Genomic DNA, 15,138 nt, shown 5'->3' with positions numbered 1-15,138 from the left:
ATCATGCTGAAATCCACCTGTATCGGCCTGGCCGCCCTGCTCGGCGTCTCCGCCCTGGCCAACGGCGTCTTCATGCTGCTCGCTCCGCAGGCCTGGTATTTCGCCGTGCCAGGCGTGACGACGACGGGGTCGTTCAACCAGCACTTCCTCCGCGACATCGGCCTGATCTTCCTGTTGATCGGCGCGGGCTTCCTGGCCGGCGCGTTCCAGCCTCGCCAGCGCCTCCTCCTCTGGGCCGTCCCGACGATCTGGCTCACGGGCCATGCTCTGTTCCACTTCTGGGAAGTGGCGGTCGGCATCTGCTCGGCCTCGGTCATTCCCCGTGATTTTCCGGCGGTGACCCTGCCGGCGATCCTGGGATGGCTGCTGACGGCCTGGGCGTTCCGCACCCAGACGACGGAGAAGGCGGCATGACCCCGGAGTCGACAACCTTCCCCCATCGGACGCCGTTGCGCGGCGGCGACGCCTCGACCGCCTCCGTGGTCGCCGACCTGATCCAGACCGCGCTGCGCGCCGCCGAGACCCGGAGTTTCGCGAGCCAGGACAACGGGTGGACGAACGGCGAACCGGATCCAGACAAGGACCGTCGGCGCGCCCTGCCTCGCGGCACGGTGTTGGCGCCCTGGCGCATGAAGAAGATCGATCACTTCATCGCGGAAAACCTCGATCGCAAGCTGAGCCTGGAGGTCCTGGCGCCGTTGGTCAGGCTGAGCTGCAGCCATTTCGCGCGCGCCTGCAGGAACACCTTCGGATTGTCGCTGCGCCAGCTGGTCCTGCGCCGCCGCATCGACCGTGCCCAGGCGCTGATGCGCGACACGCTGACGCCGCTCAGCCAGGTCGCCTTGGCCTGCGGCTTCGCCGATCAAGCCCATTTCTCGCGGCTGTTTCGCCAGACCGTCGGGACCACCCCACGCCAATGGCGGCGCGACAATCTCGCCTCCAGCCCCCCCCCCAAGGGACGCATCATGAACCCGCAAGACCACCACGCCTCGCGCCGCGCCATCGTGACCGCGGGCCTGGGCCTGGCCGCCGCCGCCCTGACCTCGAACGGCGTCGCCCAGGCCATTCCTCTCCCTCCACCCCAACCGATATCAGGAGCCAAGACCATGGGCAGCGGCTACGTCACCACCAAGGACGGCGTTCAAATCTTCTATAAGGACTGGGGTCCCAAGACCGCCCAGCCGATCGTGTTCCACCACGGTTGGCCGCTGAGCGGCGACGACTGGGACAACCAGATGCTGTTCTTCCTGTCGCAGGGTTTTCGCGTCATCGCCCATGACCGTCGCGGGCACGGGCGTTCGACCCAGACCGACGTCGGCAACGACATGGACACCTACGCCGCCGACCTCGCCGTCGTAACGGCGCACCTGGACCTGAAGAACGCCATCCACGTCGGCCACTCGACCGGCGGCGGCGAAGCGGCGCGTTACGTCGCCCGTTACGGCGGCGGCCGGGTGTCCAAGGTCGTGCTGATCGGCGCGGTGCCGCCGATCATGCTGAAGACCCCGGCCAACCCCGGCGGCCTGCCGATCGAGGCGTTCGACGGTCTCCGGGCGGCGTTGGCGGCCAACCGATCGCAGTTCTACCGCGACCTGCCGTCGGGTCCGTTCTACGGCTTCAACCGTCCCGGCGCGAAGGTCAGCCAGGCCCTGGTCGACAACTGGTGGCGCCAGGGCATGATGGGCGGCGCCAAGGCCCAGTACGACTGCATCGCGGCCTTCTCGGCGACCGACTTTACTGACGATCTCAAGACGATCGAGGCGCCGGTGCTGCTGATGCACGGCGACGACGACCAGATTGTCCCGATCGCCGACGCCGCCCTGGTGGGGATCAAGCTGCTGAAGAAGGGCGCGCTGAAGGTCTACAAGGGTCTGCCGCACGGCATGGCCACGACCCACGCCGAGATCATCAACCCGGACCTGCTGGCCTTCTTCAAGAGCTGACCCCGCGGGTCAGGCTGACGCCTCCCGATCGATCGGGAGGCGTCAGCCGCCGAACGGCGCGGCGCGGCCGACCGGCAGGATCACGCGAAAGATCGCGCCCCCCTCGGGGTGGTTCATCACGCCGATCCCGCCGCCGTGCTCGGCGATGATCGATTGGCAGATCGAAAGGCCGATCCCCATGCCCGTGTCCTTGGTGGTGAAGAAACCGTCGAACACGCAGTCCAGGTCCGCCTCGGCGACGCCTGGCCCGGAGTCATGGACCGACAGCGTCACGGCGTCGGCCGTGTCGACATCGATCTTCAGCGCAATGCGACGCTCGTGAGCGTCGGCCTGCGCGATCGCTTGGATGCTGTTGACCAGCAGGTTGACGACCACCTGCTGCAACTGCACCCGATCTCCGACCACCGGCGGAAGCTGGTCGGCGTCCGCGCGCAGCAGGGTGATCCCCCGCGCGTCAAGGTCGTGGCGCACGAAATGAACGGCCTCGTCGGCCACCTCGGCCAGGTCGAGGACCAGGCGCTCCGGCTCCTGCTTGACCGCCATGCTCCGCACGCGCTGGATGATGTCGTTGGCGCGCCGGGCGCTCGCCGCGATCCGCGCGATCAGCTCGTTCACCTTGGCCAGGTTCGGCTCCTCCCGCACCAACCATCGCAGGCTGGTCTCGGCGTTGGTGACGATGGCCGCCAGCGGCTGCTTGACCTCGTGGGCGATCGACGTCGCCAGCTCCCCCAGCATCGAGACGCGCGCGGCGTGCGCGAAATCCGCCTGCAGGCGGCGCAGCTGGGCTTCCGTCCGCAGGCGCTCGGTGATGTCCTCGATGGTGATGAAGGTGGTGTCGAGGTGTTCCGGCGGCGCGGGATAGGTGACCGAGAACACCACGTCGCGGACCTGGCCGTCGAAGGTCGCCATCCTGGCCTGTTCGACATAGTTTCGCCGTCCCTCGAAGAGGGCGACCATCACGCGCTTGGCCATCTCCGGAGTCGCGGCGAACAGATATCGGACCGGCCGGATCAGGTCCGTGGCGGTGTCGGCCCCGAACAGGGCGACGGCCGCTCGGTTGATCTCGGTGACCAGGACGATGTCCTTGGCGATCTCCACCAGCTCCGGATGGGCGTCGAGATAGGCGGCGATGTCGGTCACGCCCTCGGCCCGAAGGCGCTCGAAGACCTCGCCGGCGCCGCGCGCGTCCACGTACCAGAGAGGCGTGGGCGTATGGTGGATAAGCATCCGGAAACGGTCTTCGCCCGCCTGCCGCGCCGCGATCGTTCCTCGGGCGACCTCATCGCGATCATTGCCGGAAGGGGTCGGGACCGGCTTTTTCCATTCCTGGTTCCAGCCGCCGCGCGCTTCCACAGCGGCGGGATCCGAGCCCGACAGGCGCCACGCCATCGCCTAGGGCCGCCTTTCACGCAGATCCTCGGGGATCGCTTCCCAGGCGCGGATCAACTCGCCGACCGAGCTCGCCTGCATCTTCCGCATCACATTGCTGCGGTGAAGCTTCACCGTGATCTGGCTGATGCCGAGGTCGAAGGCGATCTGCTTGTTGAGCCGGCCTCGCGCCACCTCGGCCAGCACCTGGCGCTCGCGCGGCGTGAGCATGGCCAGCAGGTCGAGATGGCGCCTGACGGCGATCGCGTTCGCCCGCTGCGCCAGGTCCCGTTCGATCCCGGTCGTCACCGCGTCGAGCAGCGTCTGGTCCCGTACCGGTTTGGTGAGGAAATCGACGGCGCCGGCCTTCATCGCCTGGACCGTCATGGGAATGTCGCCGTGCCCCGTCAGGAAGATGATCGGCTTGGGATCGCCGCTCCGCGCCAGATGATGCTGCAGATCCAGGCCGCTGGAGCCAGGCATCCGCACGTCAAGGATCAGGCAGCCCGGGCGGTCGACCTCGCCGGACTCCAGCCACTCCCGGGTCGAGGCGAAGGTCGCGGCGTCGATCCCCACCGATTCCAGGAGCTCGGCCAGGGCCATCCGCACATCCGGGTCGTCGTCGACGATCCGGACCAGCGGGCGCTCCGCCGAGCCGTCATCAGCCGGCGTCGCCGAGCCCGGGGGCTGATGTCGCAGCACCTGATTCATCCTTGTTCCCTCTGGGCTAACACGGCCATTCTCCACGGAAGACTCGTGGGCGGCGCCCCTGAAGCGGTCGGTGGCGCGCCCCGGATCGAGGGATGTTCGCCCCCCTAACTTGGGGCTACCATCACACCCTCTCCCGGCGACAAATACGTGTTCACCCTCGCGGCTTGGGAGTTCAGGGGGGAACGGCAGGGCCAGCTTTGCGATTGATCAGGGCGATTTTCATCGCGGTGCTGCTGTCGCCGCCCGTCGCGGCGGTAGCGGCCGACCCGCCCCGGCGCCTCGCCCACTACACGCACCAGCGCTGGACCGAGGAAGGCGAGGCGCCGGCTCCGGTGCTGGCGATGGCGCAGGGACGGGACGGCTTCCTCTGGCTCGCGACCGGCGAAGGACTGTTTCGCTTCGACGGGATCAGCTTCGAGCCTATCGTCGCCGAAGACGGCGACGAGCGCCACGATCTGCCGACCGCGCTGCTCGTCGCGCGCAACGGCGACGTCTGGACCAGCTTCGGCCGGTCGCGCCGGTTCGCCGTCTATCGCGGCGGCAAGCTGCGCGTGCTCGGCGCACCCGCCGCTCCCGACAGGGTGGCGGCGCTCGCCGAGGGCAAGGACGGGACGATCTGGGCCTTGACCGCCAAGTTCGACGCCGAGCTGCTGCAGCTTCGCAACGGGCAATGGCGGTTGTTCGACGCCGACCAGGGGCTACCGCGCGACGACGCCCTCAGCCTGTCGGTGGCGGTCGACGGCACGGTCTGGATCTCGCTCTGCAATTCGGTCGTCCGATTGCGTCCGGGGGCCGAGCGGTTCGAAACCGTGCGGATGACCCCGCGCGCGAACGGCATGCTCTCGCAAGACCCCGAGGGCCGGATCTGGCTGTCCGAAAAGGCGGGGAGCTATCCGCTCACCGGGCCCGGCGGGCGCGGTGAGCCGCCGCCTCTCCGCTCGCCCTACCATACCGACGACTCGCTGATCCGCGGCGCGCCCATGTTCGATCGCTCGGGAAACCTCTGGATCGCGATGCGCTATCGGGGCGTGCAGCGTCTGGCGGCGGCCGCCGCAACGGGCTCGCCCTCGCCAGGGCGTCCGGTCGCGCAGATCGAATCCTTCCGCGGTCGTGACGGCCTGTCGTCGGACGTGACCACCCAGGTCCTGGAGGACCTGGAGGGCAATATCTGGATCGGCACCGAAAAGGGCTTGGACAAGTTCCGGCCCGCGACCTTGCGATCCGAGCCCGAGTTGACCGATCCCGCCGCGTTCGGCGACAAGCTGATGACGGCCTCGGACGGCAGCGTCTATATCGGCCAGGCTCGGACGATCTACCGCGTCGCACCGGGCGGGGATCCCGAGCCCATCCTGCGCGACGTCCGCGAACCGCAGAGCCTCTGCGAGGCGCCGGACGGCGCCATCTGGATCGCGTTCGCTACGCGCATCGCCATCTGGAAACGGGACCGTCCCCTCAGGACCTTCGCCCGCCCCGACACCGACAGCATCGTCTACGACTGCGCCTTCGATACGCGCGGCGACTATTGGATCTCCGCGGCGGCCGGCGGCCTGCTCCGCTATCGGCGTGGACAGTGGGCGGCGATGGTCGAACCGCCGGGCGCAGGCCGTCCCCAGCCCATGACCATGGTCCGCGACGCCCAGGGACGCCTGGTCGTCCAGTGGACCGACCGCAAGCTGACCTGGATCGACCAAGCCGCGCGCACGGTCGCGCCCCTGGATGTCGGCGTCGGTGAGGCCACGGCCCTGACGCTCTATCCGACCTCGGACGGCGACCTCTTCGCGGCCGGCGCCTTCGGCCTCTCCCGCTTCCGCCTCGGGCGCGTGGAGACCATCTGGGCCGACCGGACGTCGCCCTACAGTCGCATCAGCGGGATGGTGCGGACGCCGGAGGGCGATACCTGGATAGCCTATCCCAGGACCCTGGCGCGGATCGGCCCACAGGACCTGGAACGCGCCTTCACCGCCAAAGCCTTTCCGCCAGCCGGGCTTTCCCTGGGTTTCGGCGATGGCCTGACCAGCCGCCCCCATTCGCACACCCAGCGCTCCCTGGCTCAAGGCGGCGACGGACGATTGTGGGTCGCCACCGAGACCGGCGTTCTCTGGATGGATTCCAAGCGCATCGCGCGGACCCACCGGCCGCCGGGCGTCGCGATCAAGTCGCTCACCGGCAACGACCGCCTCCACCGGGATCCCGGCTTCCTGAAGCTCCGAGCCGCGACATCCAATGTCGAGATCGACTACGCGGTTCTGAACTTCGCCGACCCCAAGCAGGTCAGCGTCCGCTACAGGCTCGAAGGCTTCGACGAGGCATGGATCGATCCCGGTCCACGCCGACAGGCCTTCTACACCAACCTCGGCCCCGGCAAGTATCGCTTCCGGGTGATCGCCGCCAACAACGAGGGCGTCTGGAACCGGACCGGCGCCGCGGTCGAGTTCGAAATCCCGCCGACCTTCCTGCAATCGCGCGGGTTCCTCGCCCTGTGCGTGGGCCTGGCGTTCGTCCTCCTCTGGCTGCTCTATCGTCTTCGCGTCGCCCAGATCGGGCAGCGCCTCCGCGTCGGGCTTGAGGCGCGCCTGGGCGAGCGCGAGCGCATCGCCCGTGAGCTGCACGATACGCTGCTGCAGAGCGTCCAGGGCCTGGTGCTCCGCTTCCAGTCGGTGGCCAACAAGATGCCGCCCGGGGACCAGTCGCGAGACCTGCTGGAATCCGCGCTCAAGCGCGCCGACGACGTGATCGTCGACGGACGCAACCGGGTGCGCGACCTCAGGATCGCCGAAAGTCCGAGCGACCTGCGCGCTGTCCTCGAGGAAGCCGTGGCCACGGCCGGGTTCGATCCGCCGATCGCCGTCCGCATCGTGTCCGACGGCGCGCCACGGGCGGTGCATCCCCTGGTCTGCGCCGAGATCGGCCGGATCGCCGGCGAGGCGCTGTTCAACATCGCGCGCCACGCCAAGGCCAGGTCGGTCGAGATCGCGATCAGCTTCGCCGAACACCAGCTGAGCGTCCGGATCCGTGACGACGGCGTCGGGATCCCCGAGGACGTGATGGCCACGGGACACAAGCTCGGCCATTTCGGCCTCGTCGGCATGCGGGAACGCGCCCAGAGGATCGGCGGCGTCTTGACCATCGAAAGCCAAGCGGGCGCGGGCACGGAAGTGACCGTGAAGTTGCCCGCCAGACTGGCCTTCGCGGACAAGACGCCGGGCGGGTGGCGGCTGTCCCTATTTTTGCGTCGTTCCAGGAGTGCGTCCGTTGTCTGACCCGAGTCCCAATCCGATCCGCGTCCTCGTCGTCGACGACCACCCCATCCTGCGCGAGGGCGTCGCCGCGATCCTCGAAGACCGGGCCGACATGGTGCTGGTCGGCGAGGCCCGGGACGGCGTCGAGGCCATCGTGCGTTTTCGCGAACTCTTGCCTGACGTCACCCTCATGGACCTGCAGATGCCGGGCATGGGCGGCGTCGAGGCGATCAAGGCGATCCGCGCCGAGCACGCGAGCGCCCGCATCGTCGTGCTCACCACCTATGACGGCGACGCCCAGGCGGTGCGTGCGCTGAAGGCGGGCGCGACCGGTTATCTCCTGAAGAGCAGCCTGCGCACCGAAATGCTGGACGCCATCCACGCCGTGCACCAGGGCCGTCGCTACCTGCATCGCAACATCGCCGACGAGATCGCCATGCACATCGTCGACGACGCTCTCAGCGACCGCGAGGTGGCGGTCCTGCAACTGGTCGCGGTGGGGAAGGCCAACAAGCAGATCGCCTGGGAGCTAGGGATCTCCGAGGAAACCGTGAAGGGGCACCTGAAGGCCATTTTCACCAAGCTGGACGTGTCCGACCGCACCCACGCGGTCACCGTGGCGGCTCGCCGGGGGATCATCGAGCTTTAGCGCCACAGCTCTGGGCGCCGCTATCTTTGCGAACGCCGGGCAGATCGTTGGAGCAGGGGTCTTGGCCGCGCCAGGAGCGGAGGCTGGCTTCGGTCCCGACGCGGACGTTCGCGGTCCCCGGCGGCATCCGCCGGATATGGCGCTATCACAAGGACCCAAAATACAACTATGCTAAGCCGTTATCCGCCACCATCACAGCTTCGTCCCGACCTGTCGGGCTATTGACGCGTCTCCGATATCGCCGGCGTCCATCGTGGACTATCTCTAGCTCAGCCGTCGGCCCTGCCGCCTGCGACATTTTTCGCCGCTTGATTTCCAACAATCGACCTAGCCCGGAGCGGGTATAATCCATCGCCACAGCCAACGACGGCTGACGATGATGGGGTCTTCCATGGCTCAAGGTGTGGCTATGGCCTCCGTCGCCACCGTGCAAGTCCGGTTCTTCGGCAAGATCGCCGACCGGTTCGGGCGAATGGCGTGCGTTGACATACCCGCCGCCGGTTGCGCGCTGGCCTGGCTTCGGACGCAGCTGGCCGATCAGGTCGAGGGCGGCGCCGAGGCCCTGGGCGAGCGGGGCCTGCGCGCGGCCGTCGATCACCGGATCGTCGGCGACCAGGCCTGGGTCAGCCCTGGGCAGGAAGTGGCCTTCCTGTCGATGTTCTCCGGAGGTTGACCATGGATGACGCGCCCCTGGCTGCGAAGGGCCGCAAGGTCGGCATTGACGAGCGCCTGCCCTTCCATCCACTCAACATCGCCGTCCTGACCATTTCCGACACCCGCGACCACAACACCGACACCTCCGGCGCCCTACTGGTCGATCGCCTGACCGCCGCCGGACATGGTCTGGCGGGCCGCGTGATCGTTCCCGACGAGATCGAGGCCATTCGCCGCCAGGTCCAGGCCTGGGCCGAGGACGAGGCCATCGACGTCATCCTCACCACCGGCGGCACTGGCTTTGCGCCGCGCGATGTCACCCCCGAGGCTGTGACGCCGCTGTTTCGCCGGACCATGGACGGCTTTTCGGTGGTCTTCCACCAGGCCAGCCAGGCCACGGTGGGGGTGGCGACCCTGCAGTCGCGGGCCCTGGCCGGCCAGGTTGGCGACACCTTCGTGTTCTGCGTGCCCGGCTCGACCGGAGCCTGCCGCGACGCCTGGGATCTGGTGCTGGGCCAGGAGTTGGACAGCCGCTTTCGGCCCTGCTCGCTGGTGGGCCAGATCCCCCGCTATCGCGGCGTCTGTAATTGATCAACTACGATGAGGCCTCCGCCCTGGTGGCCGGACTGGCCCAGCCTCTGGGCCGCGAAGCGGTGCGCCTGGACAAGGCCGACGGCCGCATCCTGGCGATCCCCGTCGTCGCGCGCCGCGTCACCCCTTGCGTCGACGTCTCGGCCATAGACGGCTACGCGGTGCGTGACGCTGACCTGATGGGAGCCCCGGTGCGCCTGGCCGTCATCGGCGAGGCCTTCGACGGGGCCCTGGCTCCCGGATCCTGCGTGCGCATCTTCACCGGCGCCGTCGTCCCGGCTGGAACCGATCGGGTCATCATCCAGGAAGAGGTCGAACGCGTCGGGCCGCTGGCCCTGTTCGCCCGCCCGCCCGGCAGCCCGCGGCTGGCTGATTCGGACTTCAAGGCTGTCGACGTTCTGGTCGAGGCCGGCGCGCGGCTCAACGCCCAGAGACTGGTGGCAACCGCGGCGGCCGACCTGGCCAAGCTGTCGGTGATCGTTCGGTCTCGGGTGCTGATCATCGGCGCCGGAGACGAACTCGACGAGCCAGGCCGCCGCGCCGCCCTTAGACGGAGCCGGCGAAATGCGGAAACAGGATCGCGTCCTCCAGACGCATGTGTTCGCGCAGTTCGCGGTCGATCTTGCGGCAAAGCTGATTGAGGGCCCGCCAGGTGCGACAGGCTTCCTGCGGCGGCGTGAAATCCTTGGTGATCACCGCCAGCCGCGTCAGTTGTTCGACCACGTCGCGATGTTCGGCCTGCATCCGGGCGATGGCGATACGGACCATCGGCCCGCCGCCCTGGCGCATCATCGGAAACAACGCCATCTCCTCCTTGCGCTGGTGCCCGGCCAGCTCGTCGGCCATCAGCGCCAGGTGATCGGCCAGGCCGTCTGGGCATTCGGCGTCGGCCACATGCACCGCCTCGACCTTGCGCGCCAGGGCTATGGCCTGGGGAAAGTCCCCCATATGCACCTGATGATAGCGGGTCAGGATGTGATCGATCAGCGCTCCGGCCTGCCGCGCGGCCTCGAGATCGCCCGGGGCGTGGAGCACCAGATACGTCTCGACCGCGCGGGTGTCGCCGGGGTCGAGATCAAAGCGCCCGGCGGCGTCAGGCGCGGGCGCGCGATTCAACACCGCGGTCTGGGTTTCGGTCATGGAAGGTCCTCCCACGCCAACCCTAGGGGTTTCGCCACGGCGGCGCATTGAGCGGCGCCGGCCCGCGCCTTGATGTTGCGCAAGGCCCCGCCTGGCCAATGTCGCAGACTGGAGGGGCCAACGACGCCTCTCATGCGCCGCAGGGAATCACCCGGCCTTTCCTCCTCAAATTCAGAAAGAGCGACCATGGCGTTCGACAATCCCTTCGCCGGCGAGATCTGGTCCAGCAAGTACCGCTTCACGCCGCCGCAAGGCGGCGGCGACGCCAGCGTCGCCGAGACCTGGGCGCGCGTCGCCAAGGCCATCGCCAAGGCCGAGGCGCCCAAGCTGCGCAAGGGTTTTGAAGCCGAGGTCCTGGACGCCCTCACCGATTTCAAGGTCCTGCCGGCCGGCCGCATCCTGGCCGGCGCGGGCACCGCTCGGGCCGTGACCCTGTTCAACTGCTTTGTCATGGGCGTGACGCCCGACGATCTGGGCGGCATTTTCGACCATGTGCGCGAGGCGGCCGTCACCCTGCAGCAGGGCGGCGGGGTGGGGATGGATTTTTCCTCGATCCGTCCCAATGGGGCTCGGGTCGAGGGCGTCGGCGCCGACGCGTCGGGTCCGCTCAGCTTCATGGATGTCTGGGACGCGATGTGCCGCACCATCCTGTCGGCGGGCCAGAGGCGCGGGGCGATGATGGGCTGCCTGCGCATCGACCATCCCGACATCGAGGCCTTCATCGACGCCAAGCGCGCGGCGGGGCGGTTTCGAAACTTCAACCTCTCGGTCCTGGTCACCGATCCGTTCATGACCGCGCTCGAAGCCGACTGCGACTGGCCGCTGAGCTTTGGCGGCCAGGTCCACCGCACCGTCCGCGCCGCCGACCTGTGGGCCAAGCTGATGCGGGCCACCTATGACGCCGCCGAGCCGGGGGTGATCTTCATCGACCGTGTCAACGCCGCCAACAACCTGGCCTATTGCGAAGAGATCCTGGCCAGCAACCCCTGCGGCGAGCAGATGCTGCCGCCTTACGGCGCCTGCCTGCTGGGCTCGCTCAACCTGGCGCGCCTGGTCGATTCCCCGTTCGAACCGGGCGCCGCCCTCGACGAGGGCAAGCTCGGCAGCCTCACCCGCACCACCGTGCGCATGCTCGACAATGTCATCGACATCTCGCGCTTTCCCCTGGAGGCCCAAGCGATCGAGGCGCGGGCCAAGCGGCGGCTGGGAATCGGGGTCACCGGCCTCGCCGACGCACTGGTGTTCTGCGGCGCCCGCTATGGCGACGACCAGGCCGTGGCGCTGACCCAGCGCTGGCTGGGGGTCATCAAGCGCGAGGCCTATCGCGCCTCGGCGCGGTTGGCCGCCGAGAAGGGCCCCTTCGAGCTCTATGATCCCCAGATCCTCGAGCGACCCAACCTCACCAGCCTGGACGAGGAGACCCGGGCCCTGATCGCCGCCCACGGCCTGCGCAACGGCTGCCTGACCTCCATCGCCCCGACAGGCACCACCTCCCTGCTGGCCGGCAATGTCTCCTCGGGCATCGAGCCGATCTTCGCCTACGCCTATACCCGCAAGGTGCGCCAGCCGGACGGGAGCAGCCGCGAGGAGCAGGTCGAGGACTACGCCCTGGCGGTGTGGAAGCGGCTGCGGGGCGAGACCCCGCCCCCCGAGGCGGCGTTCGTCAGCGCCCAGGACCTGACTCCGGCCGATCACCTGCGCATGCAGGCCGCCGCCCAAGCCCTGGTCGACAGTTCGATCTCCAAGACCGTCAACTGCCCCGAGACGATCGCCTTCGACGACTTCGCCGACATCTATCGCCAAGGCTACCGGCTGGGCTGCAAGGGCCTGACCACCTACCGGCCCAACGCCATCACCGGCTCGGTGCTGTCGGTGGCCCCGACGCCCGAGCCGCCGGCGCCCGAACTTACCCTGCCCTCGCGTCCGGACGCCCTGGGCGGGGCGACCTACAAGATCAAATGGCCCGACAGCGCCCACGCCGTCTATGTGACGATCAATGACGTGGAAGCCCAGGACGGGCGCCATCCGTTCGAGATCTTCGTCAATTCCAAGAATATGGAGCACTACGCCTGGACGCTGGGCCTGACGCGGATGATCTCGGCGGTGTTCCGCCGCGGCGGCGACGTGTCGTTCGTGGCCGAGGAGTTGAAGGCGGTGTTCGACCCGCGCGGCGGCGGCTGGATCGACGGGCGCTACACCCCGTCGCTGTTGGCGGCGATCGGCGGGGTCATCGAGCGGCACCTGAGCGGTCGGCCATCGCGCGAGCCGGCCGTCGCCGCGCCCCCCCAAACAGGGGCCCAAACGGCGACCTCGACCAATCCCTTCGCCGCCGCCAAGGCCTGTTGCCCCCGCTGCGGCGGCTTTGAGATGGTGCGCAAGGAGGGGTGCGACACTTGCTTCGACTGCGGCTATTCCAAGTGCGGCTGAGCGGTTGATGATCATCAAGGCGGCCGGGACCATCATCAAGGCGTTGGCGGCCGTTCCAGCCCATGGTGCCCGGATGTCCACCGCCGCCACGCGCCGCGCCTATCGCGGCCCCGCCCTGTTCAGCTTCGGCTTCCGCCCCTTCTATCTTCTGGGCGCCCTATGGTCGGCGCTGGTCGTTCCGCTATGGCTGTGGAGCTATCTGGCGGGCGGCCCGGACATGCTGACGCGCGACTGGCACGTTCATGAGATGTTGTTTGGCTTTCTGGCGGCTGTCGTCGCGGGCTTTCTGACCACGGCCGTGCCCAACTGGACGGGACGCATGCCGATCATCGGCGCGCCCCTGGCCCAGTTGGTCGGGCTTTGGCTGGCCGGCCGCGTCGCCATGCTGTTCCAGGACAGCCTTGGCCCGGCGGCCGCTGGGGTGATCGACAGCCTGTTCCTGCTGGTCTTCGCCAGCGTCATCTGGCGCGAGGTCCTGGCCGGTCGCAACTGGCGCAACCTGCCGGTCTGCGGTCTGGTCACCGCCCTGGCGGCGGGCAACATCGCCTTTCATCTGCACGGCGTCACCTGGGCCTCGGGTGTGGGCGAGCGGCTGGCCTTGGGCGTGGCGGCCCTGCTGATCGCCCTGATCGGCGGACGCATCACCCCCAGCTTCACCCGCAACTGGCTCAAAGCCCAGGGCCTGGCCGCCCAGCCGGCCGTCTTCGGCCTGGTCGATCGCGCCGCCCTGGCCTTGACCGGCCTGGCTGCGGCGGCCTGGGCCGCCTTCCCCGACGCCCGTCCCAGCGGCGTCCTGCTGGCCCTGGCCGGCCTGAGCAATCTGCTCCGGTTGGCGCGCTGGCGCGGTTGGGCCACGCGGCGCGAACCCTTGGTCTGGATCCTCCACCTTGGCTATGGCTGGCTGGCCCTGGGCCTGCTGCTCATGGGCGCCTCGGCGCTCGATCCGTCGATCCCGCGCACCGCGGGCGTCCACGCCCTGACCGCCGGGGCGATCGGCGTCATGACCCTGGCGGTGATGACTCGCTCCAGCCGCGGCCACACCGGTCGCGAGCTTCACGCCGACGCAGCCACCACCGCCATCTATCTGGCCATCAACGCCGCGGCCCTGACGCGTATCGCCGCGCCGTTCGCCGGCGGCGGCCAACAGAGCCTGCTGACGACCTCGGCGGTGCTGTGGGTCCTGGCCTTCGCCGGCTTCGCGACCGCCTATGGCCCGATGCTGATCCGGCCGCGCCCGGCCAGGGCTTGATCGATATCAAGCCCTGCGGCGGAAGGCGCCATAGCCTGCTCCGCCGACAAGGCTTAGCGATGAGTCTCGCTCCGAGCGTTCCCGCCTAACGCGCACCCGCGCCAGGGCCCGACCGCCGCGCCGGCTCGTCCGGCAAGGGTGACGGGGGAAACGCCGTCGCCTCCCTTGCTTGGATGAGAGCCCGCATGGGACGTCTGGTTGACGGCTTTGGCCGCCGCTTTCGCTATCTGCGCCTCTCGGTCACCGAGGTGTGCAACTACCGCTGCACCTATTGCCTGCCCGACGGCTTCAAAAAGTCCGGGTCGATGGCCTCTCTCACCCCCGACGAGATCGACTGCGTGGTGCGCGCCTTCGCCGGCCTCGGCGTCGCCAAGCTGCGCCTGACCGGCGGCGAGCCGAGCGTGCGCCGCGATCTGGTCGAGATCATCGGCCGCGCCGCGGCCACGCCCGGGATCGACAAGGTGGCGGTCACCACCAACGGCTGGAACCTCAAGCGCAATATCCAAGCCTGGCGCGAGGCCGGCCTGACCAATCTCAATGTCAGCATCGACGCGCTAGAGCCGGCCGCCTTCCATCGCATCACCGGCCGCGACCAGCTGGGCGATGTCATAGCCGGCCTGGATCTGGCCCTGGCCTTGAACATGCCGACGGTCAAGGTCAACGCGGTCCTGCTGCGCGATACCGTGGAGACCGGTCTCGACGCCTTCGCCGCCTTCGTCCGCGACCGGCCGATCTCGTTTCGCTTCATCGAGCTGATGCGCACCGGCGACAACGCCGCCTATTTCGACGACCAGCATGTCTCGGGCGTCGACCTCCAGGGCTGGTTGGCGGTCCGCGGCTGGTCGCCCGTCCCAAAGGCCTTCGATGACGGGCCCGCGATCGACTACGCCCACCCTGACTATCGCGGCCGCATCGGCCTGATCGCCCCCTATGCGCCGGGCTTCTGCGACAGCTGCAACCGCCTGCGCATCACCGCCAAGGGCGCGCTGCGCCTGTGCCTGTTTGGAGAATTGGGGGTCGATCTGCGCGATCTGCTGATCACCGGCCAGGAAGAGGCCTTGCGAACCCGCATCGAGGCGGCCCTGGTCGGTAAGCCCGCCGGCCACCGGCTGCATGAGAACGACAGCGGCGACACGCGCCAGCTGGCGCAGTTTGGCGGCTAGGCCG

13 protein-coding genes, 1 pseudogene and 1 riboswitch are annotated in these 15,138 nt (G+C 68.7%); of the genes and pseudogenes, 11 read left to right on the top strand and 3 right to left on the bottom strand.

The annotated features are described in order from the left end of the window. Positions 1–3: 3 nt before the first annotated feature. The 3 genes and pseudogenes from ACSQ2G_RS10885 to ACSQ2G_RS10875 all read left to right on the top strand — a co-directional run bounded on the left by ACSQ2G_RS10885 (position 4) and on the right by ACSQ2G_RS10875 (position 1,943). A complete protein-coding gene (locus ACSQ2G_RS10885) occupies positions 4–414 on the top strand; it encodes a hypothetical protein (RefSeq protein ID WP_310081594.1) in 411 nt (136 codons plus the stop codon). Next, positions 360–914, top strand: a pseudogene (locus tag ACSQ2G_RS10880) (helix-turn-helix transcriptional regulator); the annotation flags it as partial. The gene ACSQ2G_RS10885 and the pseudogene ACSQ2G_RS10880, both read left to right, overlap by 55 nt. Before the next feature lie 192 nt (positions 915–1,106). After that, positions 1,107–1,943 carry an alpha/beta fold hydrolase gene (locus ACSQ2G_RS10875; protein WP_436031946.1) on the top strand — a complete coding sequence of 279 codons (837 nt, stop codon included), beginning with the start codon at positions 1,107–1,109 and terminating at the stop codon, positions 1,941–1,943. A gap of 42 nt (positions 1,944–1,985) precedes the next feature. Here ACSQ2G_RS10875 and ACSQ2G_RS10870 read toward each other — a convergent pair whose 3' ends face one another. Both ACSQ2G_RS10870 and ACSQ2G_RS10865 read right to left on the bottom strand, forming a co-directional pair. After that, entirely contained in the window at positions 1,986–3,170 is a 1,185-nt protein-coding gene (locus ACSQ2G_RS10870; RefSeq protein WP_436030744.1) for a sensor histidine kinase, read from the bottom strand. A gap of 165 nt (positions 3,171–3,335) precedes the next feature. After that, complete coding sequence (locus tag ACSQ2G_RS10865; RefSeq protein ID WP_436030743.1) at positions 3,336–4,022, bottom strand: response regulator transcription factor; 687 nt, start codon at positions 4,020–4,022, stop codon at positions 3,336–3,338. Between the two features lie 203 nt (positions 4,023–4,225). Between ACSQ2G_RS10865 and ACSQ2G_RS10860 the strand changes: the two genes are divergently transcribed. The 5 genes from ACSQ2G_RS10860 to ACSQ2G_RS10840 all read left to right on the top strand — a co-directional run bounded on the left by ACSQ2G_RS10860 (position 4,226) and on the right by ACSQ2G_RS10840 (position 9,796). Beyond that, the gene (locus tag ACSQ2G_RS10860) at positions 4,226–7,282 is read left to right on the top strand and encodes a triple tyrosine motif-containing protein (RefSeq protein WP_436030741.1); all 3,057 of its coding nucleotides are present in this window, start codon (positions 4,226–4,228) and stop codon (positions 7,280–7,282) included. Beyond that, entirely contained in the window at positions 7,275–7,910 is a 636-nt protein-coding gene (locus ACSQ2G_RS10855; protein WP_404979916.1) for a response regulator, read from the top strand. Before ACSQ2G_RS10860 ends, ACSQ2G_RS10855 begins: the two co-directional genes overlap by 8 nt. A gap of 409 nt (positions 7,911–8,319) precedes the next feature. After that, positions 8,320–8,583 carry a MoaD/ThiS family protein gene (locus ACSQ2G_RS10850; protein WP_436030739.1) on the top strand — a complete coding sequence of 88 codons (264 nt, stop codon included), beginning with the start codon at positions 8,320–8,322 and terminating at the stop codon, positions 8,581–8,583. 2 nt (positions 8,584–8,585) lie between these two features. Then, complete coding sequence (gene moaB / locus ACSQ2G_RS10845) at positions 8,586–9,155, top strand: molybdenum cofactor biosynthesis protein B (protein WP_436030737.1); 570 nt, start codon at positions 8,586–8,588, stop codon at positions 9,153–9,155. Continuing rightward, positions 9,152–9,796, top strand: coding sequence for a hypothetical protein (locus tag ACSQ2G_RS10840; RefSeq protein WP_436030735.1), 645 nt, complete (start codon positions 9,152–9,154; stop codon positions 9,794–9,796). Before moaB ends, ACSQ2G_RS10840 begins: the two co-directional genes overlap by 4 nt. On the opposite strand, the gene ACSQ2G_RS10835 is transcribed toward ACSQ2G_RS10840, so the two are convergent. Next, positions 9,702–10,295 (bottom strand): hemerythrin domain-containing protein, encoded by a 594-nt coding sequence (locus ACSQ2G_RS10835; protein ID WP_436030733.1) that lies wholly within the window; start codon positions 10,293–10,295, stop codon positions 9,702–9,704. The genes ACSQ2G_RS10840 and ACSQ2G_RS10835 overlap by 95 nt on opposite strands. Before the next feature lie 186 nt (positions 10,296–10,481). Between ACSQ2G_RS10835 and ACSQ2G_RS10830 the strand changes: the two genes are divergently transcribed. The 3 genes from ACSQ2G_RS10830 to moaA all read left to right on the top strand — a co-directional run bounded on the left by ACSQ2G_RS10830 (position 10,482) and on the right by moaA (position 15,134). After that, on the top strand, positions 10,482–12,722 hold the full coding sequence (locus ACSQ2G_RS10830; RefSeq protein ID WP_436030731.1) for an adenosylcobalamin-dependent ribonucleoside-diphosphate reductase: 2,241 nt from the start codon (positions 10,482–10,484) through the stop codon (positions 12,720–12,722). Positions 12,723–12,729: 7 nt separating this feature from the next. Further along, positions 12,730–13,971, top strand: coding sequence for an NnrS family protein (locus ACSQ2G_RS10825; RefSeq protein WP_436030729.1), 1,242 nt, complete (start codon positions 12,730–12,732; stop codon positions 13,969–13,971). A 57-nt stretch (positions 13,972–14,028) separates the two neighbouring features. Next, positions 14,029–14,167, top strand: a riboswitch (molybdenum cofactor riboswitch). Then, complete coding sequence (gene moaA, locus ACSQ2G_RS10820) at positions 14,145–15,134, top strand: GTP 3',8-cyclase MoaA (RefSeq protein ID WP_436030727.1); 990 nt, start codon at positions 14,145–14,147, stop codon at positions 15,132–15,134. (Overlaps the previous riboswitch by 23 nt.) The last annotated feature ends 4 nt before the right edge of the window (positions 15,135–15,138 follow it).

The sequence above is a fragment of the Caulobacter sp. LjRoot300 genome (genome assembly GCF_964253875.1).
GTDB lineage: Bacteria > Pseudomonadota > Alphaproteobacteria > Caulobacterales > Caulobacteraceae > Caulobacter.
The sequence above is the reverse complement of the archived record's forward strand: the minus strand, read 5'-3'. Positions and strand labels throughout refer to the sequence as shown.

Excerpts from the sequence above, each read along its gene's own strand:
- ACSQ2G_RS10885 (WP_310081594.1), top strand. The coding sequence starts at position 4 with ATGCTGAAATCCACCTGTATCGGCCTGGCCGCCCTGCTCGGCGTCTCC.
- ACSQ2G_RS10875 (WP_436031946.1), top strand. The coding sequence starts at position 1,107 with ATGGGCAGCGGCTACGTCACCACCAAGGACGGCGTTCAAATCTTCTAT.
- ACSQ2G_RS10870 (WP_436030744.1), bottom strand. The coding sequence starts at position 3,170 with ATGCTTATCCACCATACGCCCACGCCTCTCTGGTACGTGGACGCGCGC.
- ACSQ2G_RS10865 (WP_436030743.1), bottom strand. The coding sequence starts at position 4,022 with ATGAATCAGGTGCTGCGACATCAGCCCCCGGGCTCGGCGACGCCGGCT.
- ACSQ2G_RS10850 (WP_436030739.1), top strand. The coding sequence starts at position 8,320 with ATGGCCTCCGTCGCCACCGTGCAAGTCCGGTTCTTCGGCAAGATCGCC.
- moaB (WP_436030737.1), top strand. The coding sequence starts at position 8,586 with ATGGATGACGCGCCCCTGGCTGCGAAGGGCCGCAAGGTCGGCATTGAC.
- ACSQ2G_RS10835 (WP_436030733.1), bottom strand. The coding sequence starts at position 10,295 with ATGACCGAAACCCAGACCGCGGTGTTGAATCGCGCGCCCGCGCCTGAC.
- ACSQ2G_RS10830 (WP_436030731.1), top strand. The coding sequence starts at position 10,482 with ATGGCGTTCGACAATCCCTTCGCCGGCGAGATCTGGTCCAGCAAGTAC.
- ACSQ2G_RS10825 (WP_436030729.1), top strand. The coding sequence starts at position 12,730 with ATGATCATCAAGGCGGCCGGGACCATCATCAAGGCGTTGGCGGCCGTT.
- moaA (WP_436030727.1), top strand. The coding sequence starts at position 14,145 with ATGAGAGCCCGCATGGGACGTCTGGTTGACGGCTTTGGCCGCCGCTTT.